The following is a 19,496-nucleotide window of genomic DNA, read 5'->3' as shown; positions in this document are numbered from 1 at the left end:
CCCGTACTAGTTATGCCTATCGGACCAGCTCGCATGCCGTTGCTCGACCATCTGGGAGAGTTTCGCCGTCGTCTTACCATCATTGTTGTTTCCGTCATCATTGCAGCTCTTGTGGTGTATGAGGCAACGCCTGTCATCCTTGATGTTCTTATTGACTCCATACGAGAGTATATCCCCGGTGGTCAGCTTGCCGTGCTTACTGCTTTGGGTGGCTTTACCATTCGTTTTAAAGTTGCAATGTATACAGGTGTTATTGTTTGTACACCCATTGTTATCTGGGAAATCCTGGCATTTTTCTTGCCAGCACTTAAACCAAACGAGCGGAGATGGGTTATTCCTACCGTACTAGCAATGGTAGTGCTGTTCTATCTTGGTATGGTGTTTTGTTACTTCATAGCTTTGCCTGCTGCATTTGGTTGGTTGCATGAGCAGGCATTGGATTGGGCAAGCACTATTCCCCAAGCCGAGGATTACATCAATATCATCACCTTGATGGAAATGGGCTTTGGTATTGCATTTGAGTTACCGCTTGTTGTGTTTTATCTCACGGCGCTTCATGTGGTCCCTTATGCAAGTATTCGTAGTAGTTGGCGTTATGTATACGTTGGCCTCATGATTTTATCGGCTGTTGTGACCCCTGATGCATCGCCTGTAACCATGATTTTGATGTTCGCTGCACTCATCTCTTTGTATGAGATTTCTTTGGCAGTGGCGCGACAGGTCATTGTTATCCGCGACGGCAAAAAAGCTCTCAGATGGACGCGCGAGGATTACGCTAACCGTAGCTAGTATTCTCAATAGTCAGCTTTTTAGGTATGCTCATAAAACAGCAAGAGCAGGTTTAATGAGCAGGGTAAGATGTGCCAATAAGCCAAGTATGTTAAAGGAGCATGCGAGTGAAGCTTGTAGTTGCAGAGAAAAACGATGCAGCCCAGCAAATCGCACGCCTGTTGTGTGATACGGGTAAACCCACGTCTGACAAGGTGTATAACACGCCGGTGTACCGCTTTGAGCACGAAGGTGACGAGTGGGTAGCCATTGGCTTGCGAGGTCATATCTTAGAACCAAGTTTTCCGCCAGAGATGCATTATCAAAAGCGCAATGGCTGGTTTGGTGTAACAGAGGAAGGGGAGATGCTTGTATGTGACGCTCCTGCCTCTCTGCCTACGCCTCCCTTTGCATCCAAACGCCGTCCCTATCTGGAGGATGGTATCTCCATCAAATCATGGAATATTGCCTCATTGCCGTATTTGGTATGGGCTCCTGTAGAAAAGCTTCCTGCCGAGAAAGAAATCATTCGTGCGCTTAAAAATCTTGCCAAGAAGGCAGATTTTGTCGTCATTGGTACGGACTTTGACCGTGAGGGAGAACTCATTGGTTCGGATGCTCTTACTCAAATCCGAGAGGTTGCTCCCACGGTTTCCGTAAGTCGTGCGCGCTATTCTGCGTTTACCAAGCGTGAAATTGACCATGCATTTAGTAATTTGGTTGAGTTGGATCAAGATCTTGCAGATGCAGGGGATTCTCGCCGGTATATTGATCTTATTTGGGGCGCTGTTCTTACGCGCTATTTAACCGTTGCAAAGCGTAGTGGGTTTGGTAATACGCGCTCTGCCGGGCGTGTGCAAACACCAACGCTTGCGCTTGTGGTAGAGCGTGAGCGTGAGCGCATGGCGTTTATTCCAGAGGATTATTGGGTTATCACTGGTCTTGCTGCTTCTGGTTTGGATGAGTTTAAGATTGCTCACACCAAGAATCGTTTTACCGATGGAGATGCTGCTCAAACAGCGTTTGCTCACTGTGATGGTGCTGGTCGCGGCATAGTGGCTGATGTTACCAAGCGTGAGCGTACATCCAAGCCGCCCGCTCCGTTTAATACCACTTCTTTGCAAGCGGCAGCTGCGGCAGAAGGCATTTCTCCTGCGCGAACCATGCGCTTGGCGGAATCTCTGTACATGAATGGTCTTATCAGCTATCCACGTGTAGACAATACCGTGTATCCTTCTTCGCTGGATTTACGCGGTGTGGTTTCTACGCTTGCTGGTGTGCCAGCTTACAAAGCCGCGTGTGATAGCATTTTGTCTGCTCAAGAACTTCATCCAACGCGAGGTAAACAGCAAACGACGGACCACCCGCCCATTTATCCTACTGCCGCCGCCAATCCTGATGCCCTGCAAGCTGCAGAGTGGAAACTCTACAACCTCATTGCGCGTCGCTTCTTGGCAACGCTGATGGACCCTGCGGTTATTGAAGGAACCAAGGTCAAAATTACCATTGAGGACGAGTTGTTCCAGGTTTCGGGCGATGTGCTTAAGCATGCAGGGTATCGTGCTATTTATCCCTTTGGATTAAAAAAAGACGAACAGCTTCCTGCTCTTAAACAGGGTGATGAGGTTTCCATCAAGAAGGTTGAGCTTGCGCAAAAGCAGACCGAACCACCCGCGCGCTATAGCCAGGGCAAGCTTATTCAAGAAATGGAGCGCTTGGGTTTGGGTACCAAGTCCACCCGTGCGTCTATGATTGAGCGCCTCTATGCCGTTAAGTATCTCAAGAATGATCCCGTAGAGCCCAGTCAGCTTGGTATAGCCATCATTGATGCGCTGCAAGCCTACGCGCCTCACATCACATCTCCGCAGATGACCAGCCAGCTTGAGCAGGATATGACCAAGGTTGCTGAGGGTGGAGATAGCCAAAGCAGTGTGGTTACCCATTCACGCGCGCTTCTCGCAGAGATTATGCAAGATCTTATCGAGCATACCGAGGATTTGGGAGCGTCCATTTCAGATGCGGTAACAGCGGATGCTCGCGTGGGTGCGTGCCCCAAGTGTGGCAAGGATTTGGTGCTTAAGTCTTCTGCAAAAACACGTGGCAACTTTATTGGCTGTATGGGTTGGCCTGACTGTGATGTTACCTTTCCCGTGCCCTCTAATGTACGTATCGATGCTCTGGAGGGGCAGGCGGCCGTGTGTCCCGAGTGTGGTGCACCACGCATTAGCTGTCGTCCCTTTAGGGGTAAGGCGTTTGAGCTGTGCGTAAATCCTGCTTGTCCTACCAATCAAGAACCTGATGTTGTGGTAGGAAGCTGCCATGTTTGTGCTGAGCAAGGCCGTACCGGCGAGCTTATTGCGCACAAGTCCGAGAAGAGCGGCAAGCGCTTTATCCGTTGCACCAATTATGAAGAGTGCAAAACGAGCTATCCCTTGCCCGCACGCGGAGAACTCCATGCTACGCAGGATCGCTGTCCTGATTGTGGTGCCCCCATGGTAGAGGTACAGACAGCGCGTGGTCCGTGGAAATTGTGCCCCAACCCTGAGTGCTCTTCTAAGCAAAAGACAGTACGTCGTGGCTCAAAGACTACGGCTAAAAAGGCAGCAACCAAAACAGCCCCAACCAAAACGGCAGCTAAAAAGACCACCGCTCAGAAGAGCACTAAGAAAGCAAACGGTAAGACACGTGCTCAAAAGGCCGCTTCAACCTCAGCAAAGAAGTCTTCATAATGGCTGGCGTATTTATTAGCTTTGAGGGCATTGACGGCTGTGGTAAGACTACGCAGGTACAGCGCCTGTATGACACGCTTGTAGCTGCTGGTGTAGATGTTATTTGTCTGCGGGAACCCGGTGGCACAAGGATCTCTGAAGCCATTCGTGCCGTGCTGTTGGATAAAACTAATAGCGAGATGTGCGCCGAGTGTGAGCTTCTTTTGTATGAGGCTTCTCGGGCCCAAATGGTTAAACAAGTGGTAGAGCCAGCACTGGCTGCTGGCAGCGTGGTGCTGTGCGATAGGTTTTATGACTCCACCTTTGCCTATCAGGCGGGTGGACGTGGTCTTGACGCCCAGCGGGTGCTGACAGCAAACAAGCTTGGGAGCTGTGGTATTGATCCTGCAAGAACGCTCATTTTGGATCTTGATCCGCGTGAAGGTTTTGCTCGTGCTACAAAGAGTGGTGCCGATAGGCTTGAAGCAGAAGGACTTATGTTTCAGACCGCAGTGCGTGAGGGGTATTTAGCGGTGGCCCAAGCAAATCCTCAGCGTGCACTGTTGGTAAACGCCTCTGGAAGTCCGGATGAGGTGTATCAGCGTATTTGTGATGTACTCAAAGATCTTATTCCGCAGCTAGGTGTGTAATATGGCTTTTGGTGTACAACATACCCATGAAGTTCCTGCGCTTGACCAGATTGTGGCCCAACCGCGTGTTAAGCGTTTTTTGACAGCCGCTGTGTCGAGTGGACACACCTCTCATGCCTACTTATTTGTAGGTGCTCCTGGTGTGGGCAAAACCGTTGCAGCGCAGGCACTGGCACAAAGTTTGGTGTGTCCTCACGGGGGAGATGCGCATTGCGATGATTGCATTCGTGTGGCTCACCGTACGCATCCAGATGTGCACTGGTATAGTCCGGCAGGTGTCTCTGATTACCTTGCAGGACAGGTTCGTGAGCTTATAGATGATGCACAGCTTACACCCGTGCGGGCAAAAACCAAGGTATACATCATTCAGCGTGCAGATATGCTGCGCGGCACAAGTGCAAATGCCTTACTTAAGACCATTGAGGAGCCTCCGGCGCAGGTAGTCTTTATTCTTATTGCGCGTACCGTGGATAACGTGCTGCCCACCTTGGTTTCTCGCTGTCAGACGGTACCCTTTAGCGTGCTATCTTCACAGGCAGGTGTTCGCGCGGTGGAGCTGGCAACGGGCGTAGGAGATTATCGTGCGCAGATAGCTCTTGCAATAACTGGCACACCACAGCAGGCCGAGCAGTATCTTTTATCGGCCACACGCCAAGAAATTCGGGCCCAAGTCATACGTGCTTTTAGTGAATTGGCTCATGCAGACTCGTGGGATATTTTGCAAGCTGCTCAGCGGATTACCTACGCTATCACACCGCCTAAAAAGAGCAAAAAGAAGGTAGATACCGCGCAGTTGAGTGCAGAAGAGCAGCAAGAAGCGGCGCTTGTAGAGCAGTATCTTTCTAAGAAAGCACAAAGCGAACTGGAAGCCATCAAAAAACGCGAGGCAACCGCGAGAGATCGTTCGGGTATGATAGAGGCTCTAGCTGCAGCAAAATCGCTTTTGCGTGATGTGCTTATGTACTGTGAGCAAGTGGATGTGGCGCCTGTCAATGCGGACCATAGTGATGTTATTCAACGCATAGGGGCGCATACCACTACTGCAGGAGTGATTCGTGCGCTCGAAGCTGTTGATGTAGCAATTGCTGACATCAACCACAATGTAACACCCCAGCTGGCTTTGGAGGTCATGCTGTTATCTGCCAAGGAGGCACTGTAATGCCCACCGTTTTGCCGGTGAAGTTTCCCTATATTGTTCATGAACTCTGGTTTGATCCAGGTACTACCGGTGCCTGTGTTGGGGACCATGTCATTGTCTCTACCGAGCGCGGCACTGAGATTGGCCTTGCTACGCGCGATCCCTTTGCTGTTCCTGAAGAAGAGCTTGGCGAAACCCTTGGTGAAGCCGCCCTTAGTGCTGTGGTTCGTATCGCTACAGAAGAAGATCTTGTCCGTGCAGATGAGCTTGCCACACAAGGTGAAGCTGCTCTACCGATCTTTCATCGTTTGGCTAAGGCTTCGGGCTTGGAGATTAAGCCGGTTGGTGTGGAGTATCTTTTTGATGGCGAGAAGGCCGTCTGCTATTTTGCGGCTGAGGAGCGTGTAGACTTCCGTCAGCTCGTGCGCGATCTGTCCCATGAGCTGCATGAACGTATTGATATGCGTCAGATTGGCGTACGAGAAGAAGCTGCTATTGTGGGCGGTTATGCTCACTGTGGCCAGGAGTTGTGCTGCCGTAGGTTTGGTCGCGAGTTTGAGCCTGTGTCTATTCGCATGGCAAAGGAACAGGATCTGCCACTTAATTCCAGCAAAATTTCTGGTGCTTGCGGTAGGCTTATGTGCTGCTTGCGCTATGAATTTGAAGCGTATCGCGATTTTAAATCCCGCGCGCCCAAGCGCAACGCTGTTATCGACACGCCTTTGGGTAAGGCAAAAATTGTTGAGTACAACACTCCCAAAGAGGAGCTGTGCCTGCGTTTGGAAAGCGGCAAGCAGATCCGTGTACCTTTGGCAGAAATGGAAGCCTCTGAGTCTGCTTGTGCAAAGTCAAAAGAGCTTGGTTGCGCTTGCCGTCCCGATACCGTTTTACGCTCTACCTTGGACAAATTGAGCTCACCAGAGATTCAAATGGCTCTTGCCGAGCTGGATCGCAAAAACGGGTTGCTTCCAGAAGAGCACTCCGATGAACAAGACATTTTTGTAGAGCCGCCCAAGCGTGTGCGTCGTGAGCGTCAGGTGACTTCAAGCGCCGCCTCATCTTCTGTAAAAACGCGCCGCGAACGCCGCAAGAACGGAGTGCCTGAACAGCGCACTGCCGCTCAGGCTGCCCGAGACACCCATACCGGTCATGCCACTCAAGCAGCTGGATCGCAAGAGGCACAGGTTGCCCAGGTCAAGACGCCCAACAAGCGCCGTCACCATCGAGTTGCACCGTCCTCACAGGCGGCTGACACCACAGCAAAGAACGCAGCTCAGGCTTCTCCTAAGCAAGCAGGTTCCCATAAGGTACGTCGTGTTCGTCGTCCTGGCGATAAGGGCGGATCTGCTGGAACAACCATGCCTGAACATGCGGAACACACTAATCATTCCGATCGTTCTTCTCGCTCGACACATCCAACAAAACGCACGCGTAAGGCTCAAGCCTCTGCTCAGACGACAAAGGCACCAAACAGCTCTGCTCCTAAGACGCGTCGTAGGCGTCCTTCTGGCGAAAACTCTACTGGTGAGTAGGCACCAGCGAGGTAGGCACCAGTAGAATAGGCACCAGCGAGTAAGCATGTTGCAGCTGCGCTGGTGCAACAAACAAGGTTATAGCTTGATTACAGCCCAAGCTCGTCACTGTCAAGCCAGATGGTAACGGGACCATCGTTTACCAGCTCAACCTGCATATCAGCCCCAAATACGCCATGGCCAACGTGGGCCACATCATTTGCAGCATAGGCACAGAACTGCTCGTACAGTTTCTTTCCGAGTTGTGGTCCAGCGGCCTCTACAAAAGAAGGCCGCCTGCCACGTCGAGCATTTGCATAGAGGGTAAACTGGCTCACAATGAGGACTTCTCCGCCAATATCGGCAAGGGAGAGATTCATTTTGCCTGCTTGGTCATTAAAAACGCGCAGACCATAGATCTTATCCCAGAGGGCCTGAGCGGTTTGGCAGGTATCATATGGCCCAACGCCCAGCAGAATTAGGAAGCCCTGCTTGCACGAACCAACAAGTTTTGTATCAACGTGCAACGGAGGCGTGGGTTACGCGTTGCAAACAAGCTCGCATACCAGTCCTTACTTACTTATCACGGTTTTGCTTGGCCGACCAGCTTTGTGGGGTAATTTTTACAAACTGCACGGCGTGGATGTATGTATCGATAACTTCGTCCAGTCGCTTCATTTCCCACTCAGGCGCAAGTTTTCTGCTCATCCAAGCAAGTCTTTCGCGCACCAGCGCTTCATCGGTTACAAACTCAGCGGTGCCATGCACCATGGCACTTTCATACCACGTTGTATATTTTTCTTCGGGCATCTGCACATGAGCGACGGCCGTATAGCATACGTTGGGGTTTTGCGCTAATGCGCCAGCGCGCGTCCCACCACGGCGGCAATGAAACCACAGGCTGTGGTCATCATCATCCAACACAGCATTGACTGGGGTTGCATAGGGCATTCCATCAGGCAAAATGAGGGAAAGGGTTCCCCAGGTGCACTCATTAAGAATGCGCCAGGCCTTATCATGAGGAAGATTTCTTTTGGGAGCAGACATATGAACTCCTTAGCCGAAATTGTGGTGGGACGCGCGTACAACAAAAACTAGGCAAGCTTATAAATCTTGCTAAACTTGTCCTGTAAATAGCTGGTGTAGAAGCTAGGATCAAAGTCTGTGCCTACGGCACCCTTGATAAGATCAATGGGGTCCTTGCCTCGTCCATAGGTCCAGATGCGGCTCTGTAGCCACTGGTTAATGGGAGCCAGCTTGCCGCAGGCAATGTAGCCGTCAAGATCTATGCCCTCCTCAACCATCTTGGCAGCAAATTGAGAAGCATAGGCGCTGCCCAGCGCATAGGTGGGGAAGTAGCCAATAGAGCCGTCGGACCAGTGCATATCCTGCAACGCACCTACGGTATGATTGGGTACCTCAATACCCAGATAGTCCTTATACTTCTGAGCCCACAGTGCAGGAATGTCCGCCGCCTTTGCCTCACCAGCAAACAGCATCTGCTCAAGCTCAAAGCGAATCAAAATGTGCAGGGGGTAGGTCAGCTCGTCTGCTTCGGTACGAACAAGGGAAGGCTCGGCGCGGTTCTCGGCCAAATACAGATCCTGAGCACTTACGTTTGTCATCTGCTCGGGGAAGTACTTTTTAAGCAGGTCAAGCAGGACGGGGGCAAATGCCTCACTGCGTCCTACCAGGTTTTCATAGAAACGAGACTGGGCCTCATGGATACCCATAGAGGTGCCACCCTTAAGGCAGGTATAGTCGTAAGCAGGGTTAACGCCTTGCTCATACAGGGCATGTCCGCCCTCATGCAGCATAGAAAAGATATTGGATAGAACCTCATTTTCATACACATGGGAAGCGATAAAGACATGTTGAGAAGTGAGTGAATCCGTAAAGGGGTGCTCGGTATGGGCGCATACCAGCGCATCCATATCCAAGCCTTCGATCTTGCACAGCTCAATGCCCAAATCCCACTGCTTTTTGGGATCAAAACTTCCCTCAGCACAGGCTTTGCTCGGCTGGTAACCGTTCTTTACGATGTCATTGACGAGAGGAACAACCACTGTCTTGACCGCATCAAAGAAGCGATCGTAAAACACGCGTGATGTGCCTGGCTCAAACTCATCCAGCCAGACATCATAAGGATTGCGAGAAGGATCTTTGAACTCGGCAATTTGGCGCATGTAACTTACAATTTGGTCCAGATACGGCGCAAAGCTGTCCCAGTCTCCTGCAGGCTTTGCCTTGTGCCAAGCATCACCAGACTCCACTCGCAGGCGGGTATAGTCGCTTGCCATCTGAGCAGGAATGTCTGCTATACGCGAGCGATCACGTGCTAAAACGCGGACTTCTGCAGCACGGAACTCATCAAGCTCTCCGTTTTTCTCTGCAGCTACCAGGCGATCCAGCAACTCTTTTGTTGCTTCAGAGCATAGAAGCTCATGGTTTTCTTCATCTAAGATTGCCAGCGCTTCACCGCGACCAGCTGCACCCTTGACGGGGTCGGTTGTGGCTCCGCTAAAATAGATGCCACTTGCAGCATAGTTGTGGGCAAAAAGATGCTTCTCTATACGATCAAGCTCTGCAAGATCGGCTGCGAGGTGCTCGGGATTGGTTGGCATATCGCTCCTTTTGGTAGGGGATTGGTATATAAAAGTAAGTGTAGCGTTTCGTAAACTTTTGGGATGGGAGAGCCTGTGATTAAGCTCATTTTATCGGACATTGACGGAACAATTTTGCCGTACGGGCATAAGCACGTATCGGCTCCCCTGTTGGATGCCATCCATGAGGCCCTGGATGCGGGCATACGCTTTGGGCCGTGCACCGGTCGCGGTATGGAGTGGCTTCCTCCTCTGTTTTGCGATGACGCTGCAGCGTATGCAACAGCCATTGCCACAAACGGGCAAAGTGTCTACCTTGATGGCCAGGCGTTAGTGGAAGCTCATTTTACGCCAGAACAGCTCAAGCCCCTGATAGAGGAGCTGTCTGATGTTGCTGGTGCGGGTGTGTTGGTGTTTATAGACGGTGTGCCCCATCTGCTGTGTGGCGAACCCTCGGATTTGCTCGCGTCTTATGCAGAGTATGCTAAAAGCGCAATTATCGAGAAAACCATCCCAGATTCAGACGCTATAACCAAGTGCAATGTGTTTCTCAGAGGCGATATGGACGCCACGGTTGAGCTGTGTAATCGTTTAAATGAGCGCATAGATGCTCTGGATTTTGATATTCCCAGTCCGGCATTTCTTAATGTCATGCTCAAGGGGCGCAATAAGGCATCTGGTATAGATATGCTTACCACTCATTTGGGCATCACGCTTGAGGATGTGGTGGTATTTGGTGACGGCGGAAATGATGTGCCCATGCTGGCACATGTGCCCAACTCTGTGGCGGTGGCACAGGCTATGCCCCAGGCAACAGCGGCTGCACGCTGGCATACGGGCAGCGTGGATGAGGACGCCGTAGCAGATGATATTCGTGCGTTAGCTCGTGGTGAGTGGCCCTTTACACACTAAGTTGTGCTAAGGTAATCCAATGGCTATGACGGAGAGGGTATCTTCTCGCGTTATCTGTGGACAGAGAGGGAGCTCAGCGCTGTTGGTTGGTATTGCGCTGGTTGAGAAGCGCCCACGCAGGTAGAGAAATGCGTTCACTCTATCAGCTGTGACCTTAACGGAAGTGTTGTGCACAAAGAGTATGCTTGTGTGCTGGGCTTCTCAGTAGGGAAACCGTACTCCTTACGAAACAAGGACAAGTAAGTGGGCTTGCACGAGAGAAAACGTGTTGGTCAATCAAGGTGGTACCGCGGTTATTTCCCGTCCTTGAGCGTATGCTCAGGGACGGTTTTTCTTGGAAGGGGAAGGTAGATGTCGCTTGTTGACGACCTCAAGCTCATTGCCGAGCAGGCAAATGAGCAGCTTGCTGCTGCAAAAACGTTGGAGGACCTAGAAAAGGTTCGCGTAGCGACTATGGGTAAGAAAGGCTCGCTTGCGCATGTTTTACGCTCCATGGGTAGCGTGGATCCGGCTGAGCGCCCCCACATTGGTAAAAAAGCCAATGAAGTTCGTGCACAGTTTGAGGCTTCACTTGAGTCCTTTAAAAAGGAGCTTCAATCAGCAGAGCTGCAAGCACGCATTGCGGCGGACACCGTAGATGTCACGCTTCCGGGGACTCCTCTTTCTGTTGGTACCCAGCACCTCATTTCTCAGATTGTGGAAGAGATCGAGCAGATCTTTGTTGGTTTGGGCTATACCGTTCAGGATGGTCCGTATGTAGAAACCACCTACTACAATTTTACTGCGCTCAATGCGCCAGAAGATCACCCCTCACGCTCTGCTCGTGACACCTTTTATGTGCTTGATCGTGCGGATCAGGGCGCACATGCACATGTTCGTGGTGAGTCGGATATCTTGCTGCGTACGCAAACCTCTGGCGTGCAGGTGCACACCATGGAGGAGCACAAGCCGCCCATCTACATGATTTGTCCAGGCACCGTATTTCGTCCTGATACCGCAGACGCAAACCATCTGCCCCAATTTACTCAGATTGAAGGCTTGGTAGTGGACGAGGGTATTACCTTTGGCGATCTCAAAGGCACCCTGGATTATTTTTGCCGTGAGATGTTTGGTAAGGATCGTGCAACGCGCTATCGTCCGCATTTCTTCCCCTTTACGGAGCCTTCGTGTGAGGTAGATGTTTCTTGCAATATTTGTCATGGCGCGGGTTGTCGTTTTTGCAAGAACACGGGCTGGCTGGAGATTTTGGGTTGCGGCATGGTTGACCCCAACGTCTTTGCTGCCGTAGGCATTGATGCTCAGAAGTACTCTGGCTTTGCCTTTGGTATTGGTGCTGAGCGCGTAGCTGCACTTCGATATGACCTTCCCGATCTGCGCATGCTGGTAACTGGTGACATGCGTTTCCTTCGTCAGTTCTAAGAGAAAGGCAGCTTTAGCATGCGTATTTCATATGAGTGGCTCAAGTCCATGGTGGAGCTTCCAGAAAACCCCGATGATCTTTGTCGTGAATTTGTCCGTACGGGTACGGAAGTAGAGCATGTCGAGAAGACCGGCGCACATCTAGATCATGTGGTCACCGGCCAGGTTATGTCTAAGCTTGCTCACCCCAATTCCGATCATATGTGGATTACACAGATATGTGTGGGCGAGCACAATCTTGATGAAGCCGGCCAACCTGCACCCCTGCAGATTGTGTGCGGTGCCCAAAACTTTAATGAGGGTGATCACATCATTGCTGCTTTGATTGGAGCGGAACTTCCCGGTGGTGTAAAGATCAAAAAGTCCAAGCTGCGCGGCGTAGAGTCTTGTGGCATGAATTGCTCCTGGCGCGAGCTGGGCTTGGCTGGACAGTCCGATGGCATTGCAATTTTGCCTGCCACCGCGCCCGTAGGCATGCCTATTGCTCAGTATCTGGGCTTGTCCGACGTTATTATCGACGCAGAAATGACGCCCAACCGCCCCGATTGCCTGTCTATGCAGGGCGTGGCCGTTGAGGTAGGCTCTATCTATAACAAGGATGCTCACTTTGACAATCCCACCATTGCTGCCGAGAAGGGCACACCAACTGCTGAGCTTGTCTCGGTAGAGGTGGCAGATCCTGCTTTGTGTTCTTGCTATGTGGCACGTGTAGTGCGCAATGTGAGCATTGGGCCCAGCCCGGATTGGTTGGCTCGCCGTGTCATGGCTGCTGGCGCTCGTAGCATCAATAATGTAGTGGATGTAACCAACTATGTTATGTACTTAACCGGTCAGCCCCTGCATGCCTTTGATTTGAATACCGTTACGCAGCAAGCAGATGGCAAACGCCATATTGTTGTGCGTGCGGCACAGGAGGGTGAGGTACTTACCACTCTGGATGAGCAAAAACGTAGCCTTACGCCTGATATGGCTGTTATTACGGATAACGGGCAGACGCCTTTAGCCCTTGCTGGCGTTATGGGTGGTCTTGACTCTGAGGTGCGTGAGGGCACTGTAGACGTGCTGCTAGAAAGCGCTGTTTTTGATGCGGGCCACGTTTCTCGTACCAGCCGCAACCTTGATCTTATGAGTGAGGCGTCCATTCGCTTTGAGCGCAAGGTTGATCCCACGGGATGTGTTGCTGCTGCTAACATTGCCGCTGCACTGTTTGAGCAGTGCTGTGGTGCCGAAGTATGCCCCGGGTATGTGGAGTGCAAGACAGCGGAGTTTGAGCCTGCAAGCATCTGCTTGCATCCTGATCGCGTGCGCGCTTTGTGTGGCGCCCCCATAAGCAACAAAGAGATGGAAACCTTCCTTACTCGCTTGGGTTGCTCGATAGACTCCAGTTTAGAGCCTTGGAAGGTGGTTGCGCCATCCAACCGTCCCGATCTTACTCGTGAGGCAGACCTGATAGAAGAGGTCTTGCGCTTGTGGGGTATGGATCGTGTAGAGCCTACGCTTCCTGCAGCACGCAATCATCATGGAGGTCTTACCAAGGATCAGGTGCGCGTGCGTGCCATGGGGGCTACCCTGCGTGCTTGTGGTCTTAATGAGACCAGCACCTATTGCTTTGCAGACCATAGGGACCTTGAGTTGCTTGCCATGCCAGAAGAGGGTAGGGGCTTGCCTGTGGTTTTGCTCAATCCCTTGGTGGCAGGCCAGTCCGAGATGCGCCGCAGTATGCTTCCTGGTCTTTTGCGCTCGGTTGCCTATAACTTGGATCATGGTGTTGCAAATGTTGCGCTCTATGAGATGGGTCGCTGCTTCTTTGCCAGTGCAGATGCAAGTCAGCCTGCAGAGCCGAGCTTTGTAGCAGGTGTACTCTGTGGTCAGAATTGCTTGCCGAGCTGGAACGCTAAGCCCAAGACCTACGATTTCTTTGATGCTAAGGGTATTGTGGAGCAGCTAGTGGCCTCGCTTCATATCCAAAAGATACGCTTTGTTCCTGCAGATCCTGAGCAGTATCCATGGCTGCAGCCTGGTAGGAGTGCTCAGATCTTTGCAGGAAAGGATTTGTTGGGCTGGATTGGTAACGTGCACCCCAACTCTCTTGTCAACTTTGGCATCGAGACAGATGTGGTTGCGTTTGAGCTTGCTCAGGATGCGCTGCTGCGTGGGGCTTCTCACAGCTATGCCTACCAGGAAGTACCTACTTTACCTGGTGTAACCATGGATATTGCCCTGCTTGTACCTGAGGATGTAACGGCACAAACGCTTATGCAGCGTGTGAACTCTGCTGGAGGCAAGCTCTTGGCAGAAGCTCGCTTGTTTGACGTGTACCGCGATCCGTTGCTTATTGCTGCTGGTAAAAAGTCCATGACGGTTTCTTTGGTCTACCGAGCCGCGGACCATACCCTCAGCTCCAAAGAGGTAGAGGCAGCACACAGCAAGTTTATCGAGAAGCTCAAGCGTAGCTTGGGCGCCGAGCTGCGCGGTTAGCGTGCCAAGCTGGAACGTACATAGTGCCCATGTTGAGCGGCTCTTGCATGCCAAAGAGCCGCCTGCACTGGGCATTTGCGACACAAATTGCTTCTTGTTTGGTAACTTTGTTCCGGATATTTACGTGGGCTATATGGTGCAGCCCCTTACCAAGACGCTGAGCTATTGCAGTACCCACCTTGCAGCAGATGAGTTTATGCCCACGCCACGCTACGATGAGTTTTGGGAGCTGTATGTAACACCGCTTTTGTCTGGCGGACCTTCGCCGGAGCGGGATATGACTCTTGGCGCATGGGCGCATCTGGTGTGTGATCACGTGTATAACTTGGCTGCTCGTCAGGTTGCGTTTGATGCTGGCTATACGCCGGGGGATACGGTGCGCATTTTAAAGCAGTCCGACTTTGACCTGTACGGCAAGAGCCTTTCTATATCCATGGTGCCACAAGCAAGTCCTGCACTTGTGCGGGCAGCGCACAACTTTGCACAGTATGCTATCGAGAAGCCCGATGTACAAGCAGCTATAGCGGCAGCTCAGCGCATTGTGGCAGCCAATACGCCCCCTCTGCCAAACCCACGCTATCAGCTACTGAGCGCTGAGTTTTTTGAAGCAACAGCCACAGAAGCTCACAATATCATAATTTCAACCTTATTGGATAGGGTGACATAGTATACTATGAGCAGTTCATAGTCTTGCGTGCTGCTAAAGGGGAGATATGGCGCAGTTTGAGAAATCGTCTGATTCACTTTTGTACGTACAGGTATCTGACTTTGTGCGTGAAAAAATTTATTCAAAAGAGTGGGGCGTGGATGATCGCATTCCGTCTGAGCATGAGCTTATGGACATGCTTGATCTGTCACGTGGTACCGTGCAAAAGGGTATTCGCACGCTGGTAGACGAAGGCCTTCTCGTTCAGCAGCGCGGGCGCGGTACGTATGTAACCCAGCCTGTCATGGCACGCCCATCTTCCAATTCTTTGCTCTCGTTTGCTGAGTCCATGAACGAGCAGGGCATTCCGTATCAAACAACGGTTGTCGAGAAAACCGTGCTGCCTGCTGGCAAGGCTTGTGCAGAAGCCTTGGGCATTGATCGCGGAGATTCATATTTGTACCTTGCACGCGTGCGTGAAGTCTTTGGTGAACCCGTTATGTTTATCGAAAGCCACCTCAATCTAAAATTGATCCCAGATTTGGTAGATGTGGACTTTAATGAGGAAGGTCTGTTTGAAGCAGTGGAGCGCCTCAGTGGTCATGGTATTGGTAAGTCAGAGATGATCTATAGCGCGCGTACTGCTGGTAAAAAACGCTCTGAATGGCTGCGCTGTGATGAGCATGCTCCGGTTCTTAACCTTGATCAGCTCGTGCGTTTGGAAAATGGTTCTCCCTTTGAGTGGGGTAGTATTTGGCTGCCCGCAAACCGCTGCGTCATTAGTTCTCAAACGAGTCGAGAAGATTAGCCCTTTTGACAGAGCTTGCGTAGAGGTACCAAAATGATTGTAAGATATCGTTTTGGTAAAGAACGCTCATGGAATACACTATGAGATGCAATGCGTATAGGTTTCTTGGGGCTTGGCGTAATGCTAAGAAAGGATTTAGTATGACGGCTCGTATTATTGTTGCTTGCGGATCAGGCGTTGCAACTTCTCAAACGGTTGCATCAAAGGTCCAACATCTCCTTACACTCAAAGGCGTTGACGCACAATGCGAGGCGGTCGATATTAAATCTCTTAAGCGATGCATTAAAAATGCCGATATCTATATTTCAATTGTTAAGGAAGACACCGATTGGCACATTCCAGTATTTAATGGTATTTGCTTTTTAACGGGCATAGGACAAGAGGCAGAGTTTAAGAAGCTGCTCGCCGCTATTGATAGAGTCAATAAACGTTAGTCTGCGTGCCAAACTAGTTATCACAGCTAAAACGTAGCAGGGATTAGCCATCGTACACGATGTGCTCGAGAGCGCTTACGTTACGAATGCTAAATCCTCGACCTTCTCGACAAAGAATGTTTTGGTCACAGAGTTCTTCGAGCAGACGAAACATGTGTCGGTAGCTCATACCAATGGAAGCACTGATCTCGGTAAGGGCATCGGAGAAAAATTCTGCATTGGCGTTCTTAAGAATGTAGGCACACAGGCGCTGTTTGCCCGTGTAGAGGGCGGATGAAACATATGCATCTGCGGAATTTGCCAGCTTGAGGGCAAGACCGCGGCCCAGCTTGTTAGAAAAGACAATATTGTGCGTGAGCTCCTTGCGACACAAAGAGTAGGGTAGCTGGATGCATTCCAGCTGTGTGATGGCGCTTACCGTAGTTTTTGCTTGAGGCAGATTGCTCATAAGTTCAATGTCACCAATGACACCACTTGAGATATACCGACTGACAATAAGTGTTTTGCCGTTCTTACCCAGCCTGAATGCTTTGGCACGGCCTTGTATGACCAGCCAAAAACTTGTAAACCTGTCACCTTGGTTAATGATGGTTTCTCCGGAGGTGTAGAGGGCACAGCAGCAGTTGCTTGTATCGATAGCCGATAGCCCATATTCCGCAAGAACCATCTGATGCGCTTGGACAAGACGCCGGGTTTTCATAGGAGCTACCTCCAAGTATGGAGAGACTGCGTGGTGTTGCTATAAGTATGACATATGTCCTATCTATAGGATGAGTTCCCTCTTACAGTGGAGGCAGAAAGGAGAGAAATGTACACCTTTTTGTCGTTGCTTGCCGGCGTGCTTTTGTCGGTAATGATTGCGTTTAATGGAAATTTGACAAGCTTGTATGGGGTGTTTTGGGCGTCAGCCATCATTCACCTTGTGGGTTGTCTTGCCGCATTTGTACTGTGTAAGGTAAAAAATGAGCAGAGGCCAAGGTTTAACCAGGGTCCTGTTTGGATGTATTTAGGCGGACCTATTGGCGTGGCTACTGTTGCGTTCCAGAGTTTTGCATTTGGCAAGATTAGCGTCACGGGTATTATTGCCTTAAGTCTGTTAGGTCAGACGTTGACGTCATGCGCGATTGATCACTTTGGTTTATTTGGTGTTTTGCAGCGCCCCTTTTCTCTTAAGCAGCTTCCAGGTATTGCACTGAGCTTTGTAGGCATTTTTCTCATGTTGGATACTTCCGTTGAAACATCCTCGCTTGTAGCTGTTGTGATATCACTGAGTTCGGGTGTTGCAGCGGTTCTCTCTCGCATGGTTAATTCTTGTCTTGCTCAGAAAACCAGTACCTTACAAAGCACCTTCGTTGCTCATATTACGGCGTTTCCATTTGCAGTGCTGCTTACACTCATTTTTGCAGCCACGCTTCTACCACGGGTATTTGGGGGACCATTTGGCTCTGCTTGGATGTATGCAGGCGGTCTGGTAGGCGTACTGGTTATTTTGCTCTATAACACCACGGTGCCTCATGTGCCAGCGCTTCGTTTGACACTTTTGACGTTTATTGGCCAAGTGGGTATGGGCGTGATACTTGACACCGTGATTGGTGCAGCACAATCAAGTGCGTCGATTATGGGCGGCATAGTGATTGCAGCAGGTTTACTTCTTAACTTTGGCATTGAAGCTTTGAGCAAAAAACGCAAAGAAGTTCATCTGGAACTATCTGAAGCAACAGTAAATACAGAGTCCGCATAGAAATACAGAGTCCGCATAGCGTAAAAAGAGCCTACCGTCTTGCGACGGTAGGCTCTGTGTAGTACGTACAGGTTTTGCGCTACAAACCCTTGCTGCGCACATACGTGCAATGCGAGCAGCTGCACTAGCTGCGAAGCTTAGTGTACCTGGCAGACCATTACCATGTTGGTAGAAGTGGAATAGTCTCCCTGAACAGGAGAGGTCTTGGGATCACCAGCAGTAATAACTACCAAATCGCCTTCTTTGACCAAGCCAAGCTTTTTAGCCTCTGTGAGAGCAATCTTAATAGTGCCATTAAAGTCCTCGGCATCTTCAGTTACAAAGCAGTTTACGCCCCAGTAGAAAGAGCACTTGCGATAAGTCTTCTTGGAAGGGGTAAAGGCGTACAAAGGAAGCTTAGGACGGAAGTCAGAAATCAAACGAGCGGTACGACCAGAGGCTGTAGGTGCAATGATGCAGGTAGCACCGACACGCTCTGCGGTGGTAACAGCAGCAAAACCAATGGCACCGTTTACGTTCTTTACGCCACCACGATCAAAGTAGGTATTGCGCTCCTTGAGGTACTTCTCGGTCTCAGCGGCAATGGATGCCATGGTCTTAACGGCGTCGGTAGGATACTTACCGGCAGCGGTTTCACCAGAAAGCATGACACAGTCGGTACCATCATAAATTGCGTTTGCTACGTCATTAACCTCTGCGCGGGTAGGACGAGGATTGCGGATCATGGAATCCAGCATCTGTGTTGCGGTAATAACGGGCTTGTATGCCTGGTTGCATTTGTGAATGATGGTCTTTTGGATATGAGGAACCTCAGCTGCAGGAACCTCTACACCCAAGTCACCGCGGGCAACCATGATGCCAGAAGAAGCTTCCAGGATTTCATCAAAGTTCTTAACACCCTGTGCGCATTCAATCTTAGGATAGACAGAAATACGCTCAGCGCCCTGCTCGGCACAAATAGCACGGATCTCGTTTACGCCAGCTGCATCGCGAATAAAGGAGGCAGCAATTGCGTCAATACCAAGCTCACAACCAAAAATAATGTCAGCACGATCCTGTTCGGTAACCGCAGGCAGACCAACCTCAACGTTGGGCAGGTTAACGCCCTTGCGCTCACCCAGCTCGCCACCATTATTTACCACACAGTGCATATCATTGCCGTCTACGGAAACTACCTCAAGACCGATCAGGCCGTCATCAATCAAAATGATGGAGCCAGGAACTACCTCATTAGGCAGATTTTTGTAATCCAGCGAGAAGCGCTTGGCGTTGCCGAGTACGTCATCATCGGTAGTGATAACAACTTTATCACCCGTGTTGAGGGTAACTTTTTGGTGATTCTCAAGCTCGCCGGTACGAACCTCAGGACCTTTGGTGTCTAACATAATGGCTACAGGAACATTAAGCTCTGCGGCAATCTTACGAACGCGCTCAACACCAGCACGATGGTAGTTATGAGAGCCATGGGAGAAATTAAAACGGGCAACGTTCATGCCATTGCGGATGAGTTCGCGCAAGACGTTCTCGTCCTCCGTAGAGGGTCCCATGGTACAAACAATTTTAGTTTTCTTGCTGGTCACAACCTGTCCTTTCCTTGCAATGATAAGCCATCTCTGATGGCGCTATATGTGTTTAAAAATACAGTTACAAAAAGTATACCGCGCTCAGAGGCATAAGAGG

At 50.6% G+C, this 19,496-nt stretch carries 17 protein-coding genes; 12 read left to right on the top strand and 5 right to left on the bottom strand.

Features of this window, described 5'->3' with window-relative positions; translation table 11 throughout:
* Nucleotides 1–12 precede the first annotated feature (12 nt).
* From tatC to ricT, 5 genes are all read left to right on the top strand, one after another.
* Nucleotides 13–789 carry a twin-arginine translocase subunit TatC gene (gene tatC, locus HMPREF1091_RS06905; protein ID WP_035424248.1) on the top strand — a complete coding sequence of 259 codons (777 nt, stop codon included), beginning with the start codon at nucleotides 13–15 and terminating at the stop codon, nucleotides 787–789.
* 107 nt (nucleotides 790–896) lie between these two features.
* Complete coding sequence (locus HMPREF1091_RS06900; protein WP_002564088.1) at nucleotides 897–3,497, top strand: DNA topoisomerase I; 2,601 nt, start codon at nucleotides 897–899, stop codon at nucleotides 3,495–3,497.
* Complete coding sequence (gene tmk, locus HMPREF1091_RS06895; protein WP_002564087.1) at nucleotides 3,497–4,126, top strand: dTMP kinase; 630 nt, start codon at nucleotides 3,497–3,499, stop codon at nucleotides 4,124–4,126. The genes HMPREF1091_RS06900 and tmk overlap by 1 nt, the downstream gene beginning before the upstream one ends.
* A gap of 1 nt (nucleotide 4,127) precedes the next feature.
* A complete protein-coding gene (locus HMPREF1091_RS06890; protein WP_002564086.1) occupies nucleotides 4,128–5,285 on the top strand; it encodes a DNA polymerase III subunit in 1,158 nt (385 codons plus the stop codon).
* Entirely contained in the window at nucleotides 5,285–6,796 is a 1,512-nt protein-coding gene (ricT, locus tag HMPREF1091_RS06885; protein WP_002564085.1) for a PSP1 domain-containing protein, read from the top strand. The genes HMPREF1091_RS06890 and ricT overlap by 1 nt, the downstream gene beginning before the upstream one ends.
* Nucleotides 6,797–6,885: 89 nt before the next feature.
* Here the strand turns inward: ricT and dtd are convergent, their stop codons facing one another.
* The 3 genes from dtd to HMPREF1091_RS06870 are packed head-to-tail and all read right to left on the bottom strand — an operon-like array spanning nucleotide 6,886 to nucleotide 9,399.
* Nucleotides 6,886–7,302, bottom strand: a complete 417-nt coding sequence (dtd, locus tag HMPREF1091_RS06880; RefSeq protein ID WP_231289406.1) for a D-aminoacyl-tRNA deacylase — start codon at nucleotides 7,300–7,302, stop codon at nucleotides 6,886–6,888.
* A 49-nt stretch (nucleotides 7,303–7,351) separates the two neighbouring features.
* Nucleotides 7,352–7,822 carry a pyridoxamine 5'-phosphate oxidase family protein gene (locus HMPREF1091_RS06875; protein ID WP_002564083.1) on the bottom strand — a complete coding sequence of 157 codons (471 nt, stop codon included), beginning with the start codon at nucleotides 7,820–7,822 and terminating at the stop codon, nucleotides 7,352–7,354.
* Between the two features lie 47 nt (nucleotides 7,823–7,869).
* Nucleotides 7,870–9,399, bottom strand: coding sequence for a carboxypeptidase M32 (locus HMPREF1091_RS06870; RefSeq protein WP_002564082.1), 1,530 nt, complete (start codon nucleotides 9,397–9,399; stop codon nucleotides 7,870–7,872).
* 75 nt (nucleotides 9,400–9,474) lie between these two features.
* Between HMPREF1091_RS06870 and HMPREF1091_RS06865 the strand changes: the two genes are divergently transcribed.
* The 6 genes from HMPREF1091_RS06865 (at nucleotide 9,475) to HMPREF1091_RS06840 (ending at nucleotide 16,075) form a co-directional block, all read left to right on the top strand.
* Nucleotides 9,475–10,290, top strand: coding sequence for an HAD-IIB family hydrolase (locus HMPREF1091_RS06865; protein WP_002564081.1), 816 nt, complete (start codon nucleotides 9,475–9,477; stop codon nucleotides 10,288–10,290).
* A gap of 351 nt (nucleotides 10,291–10,641) precedes the next feature.
* On the top strand, nucleotides 10,642–11,709 hold the full coding sequence (gene pheS / locus HMPREF1091_RS06860; RefSeq protein WP_002564080.1) for a phenylalanine--tRNA ligase subunit alpha: 1,068 nt from the start codon (nucleotides 10,642–10,644) through the stop codon (nucleotides 11,707–11,709).
* Between the two features lie 18 nt (nucleotides 11,710–11,727).
* The gene (gene pheT, locus HMPREF1091_RS06855) at nucleotides 11,728–14,187 is read left to right on the top strand and encodes a phenylalanine--tRNA ligase subunit beta (protein WP_002564079.1); all 2,460 of its coding nucleotides are present in this window, start codon (nucleotides 11,728–11,730) and stop codon (nucleotides 14,185–14,187) included.
* A 1-nt stretch (nucleotide 14,188) separates the two neighbouring features.
* Complete coding sequence (locus HMPREF1091_RS06850) at nucleotides 14,189–14,854, top strand: hypothetical protein (RefSeq protein ID WP_002564078.1); 666 nt, start codon at nucleotides 14,189–14,191, stop codon at nucleotides 14,852–14,854.
* A gap of 46 nt (nucleotides 14,855–14,900) precedes the next feature.
* Entirely contained in the window at nucleotides 14,901–15,641 is a 741-nt protein-coding gene (locus tag HMPREF1091_RS06845) for a GntR family transcriptional regulator (RefSeq protein WP_002564077.1), read from the top strand.
* Nucleotides 15,642–15,781: 140 nt separating this feature from the next.
* Nucleotides 15,782–16,075: a PTS sugar transporter subunit IIB gene (locus HMPREF1091_RS06840; protein WP_002564076.1), complete on the top strand. Its 294-nt coding sequence runs from the start codon at nucleotides 15,782–15,784 to the stop codon at nucleotides 16,073–16,075.
* Nucleotides 16,076–16,118: 43 nt separating this feature from the next.
* Here the strand turns inward: HMPREF1091_RS06840 and HMPREF1091_RS06835 are convergent, their stop codons facing one another.
* Nucleotides 16,119–16,775, bottom strand: coding sequence for a Crp/Fnr family transcriptional regulator (locus HMPREF1091_RS06835; protein WP_002564075.1), 657 nt, complete (start codon nucleotides 16,773–16,775; stop codon nucleotides 16,119–16,121).
* A gap of 108 nt (nucleotides 16,776–16,883) precedes the next feature.
* On the opposite strand from HMPREF1091_RS06835, the gene HMPREF1091_RS08135 reads away from it, so the two are divergent.
* The gene (locus HMPREF1091_RS08135; RefSeq protein WP_002564074.1) at nucleotides 16,884–17,816 is read left to right on the top strand and encodes a DMT family transporter; all 933 of its coding nucleotides are present in this window, start codon (nucleotides 16,884–16,886) and stop codon (nucleotides 17,814–17,816) included.
* Between the two features lie 137 nt (nucleotides 17,817–17,953).
* Here the strand turns inward: HMPREF1091_RS08135 and pyk are convergent, their stop codons facing one another.
* Nucleotides 17,954–19,396, bottom strand: a complete 1,443-nt coding sequence (gene pyk, locus HMPREF1091_RS06820) for a pyruvate kinase (RefSeq protein ID WP_002564073.1) — start codon at nucleotides 19,394–19,396, stop codon at nucleotides 17,954–17,956.
* Nucleotides 19,397–19,496: the final 100 nt, after the last annotated feature.

The sequence above is a fragment of the Atopobium minutum 10063974 genome, from assembly GCF_000364325.1.
Taxonomy (GTDB): domain Bacteria; phylum Actinomycetota; class Coriobacteriia; order Coriobacteriales; family Atopobiaceae; genus Atopobium; species Atopobium minutum.
Note: the sequence above shows the minus strand (reverse complement) of the source record. Positions and strands in the feature narration are given on the sequence as shown.

What these genes read in the sequence shown, in the direction of transcription:
- tatC (WP_035424248.1), top strand. Translation starts at nt 13, where the DNA reads ATGCCTATCGGACCAGCTCGCATGCCGTTGCTCGACCATCTGGGAGAG.
- tmk (WP_002564087.1), top strand. Translation starts at nt 3,497, where the DNA reads ATGGCTGGCGTATTTATTAGCTTTGAGGGCATTGACGGCTGTGGTAAG.
- HMPREF1091_RS06890 (WP_002564086.1), top strand. Translation starts at nt 4,128, where the DNA reads ATGGCTTTTGGTGTACAACATACCCATGAAGTTCCTGCGCTTGACCAG.
- ricT (WP_002564085.1), top strand. Translation starts at nt 5,285, where the DNA reads ATGCCCACCGTTTTGCCGGTGAAGTTTCCCTATATTGTTCATGAACTC.
- HMPREF1091_RS06875 (WP_002564083.1), bottom strand. Translation starts at nt 7,822, where the DNA reads ATGTCTGCTCCCAAAAGAAATCTTCCTCATGATAAGGCCTGGCGCATT.
- HMPREF1091_RS06870 (WP_002564082.1), bottom strand. Translation starts at nt 9,399, where the DNA reads ATGCCAACCAATCCCGAGCACCTCGCAGCCGATCTTGCAGAGCTTGAT.
- pheS (WP_002564080.1), top strand. Translation starts at nt 10,642, where the DNA reads ATGTCGCTTGTTGACGACCTCAAGCTCATTGCCGAGCAGGCAAATGAG.
- pheT (WP_002564079.1), top strand. Translation starts at nt 11,728, where the DNA reads ATGCGTATTTCATATGAGTGGCTCAAGTCCATGGTGGAGCTTCCAGAA.
- HMPREF1091_RS06845 (WP_002564077.1), top strand. Translation starts at nt 14,901, where the DNA reads ATGGCGCAGTTTGAGAAATCGTCTGATTCACTTTTGTACGTACAGGTA.
- HMPREF1091_RS06840 (WP_002564076.1), top strand. Translation starts at nt 15,782, where the DNA reads ATGACGGCTCGTATTATTGTTGCTTGCGGATCAGGCGTTGCAACTTCT.
- HMPREF1091_RS06835 (WP_002564075.1), bottom strand. Translation starts at nt 16,775, where the DNA reads ATGAAAACCCGGCGTCTTGTCCAAGCGCATCAGATGGTTCTTGCGGAA.
- HMPREF1091_RS08135 (WP_002564074.1), top strand. Translation starts at nt 16,884, where the DNA reads ATGTACACCTTTTTGTCGTTGCTTGCCGGCGTGCTTTTGTCGGTAATG.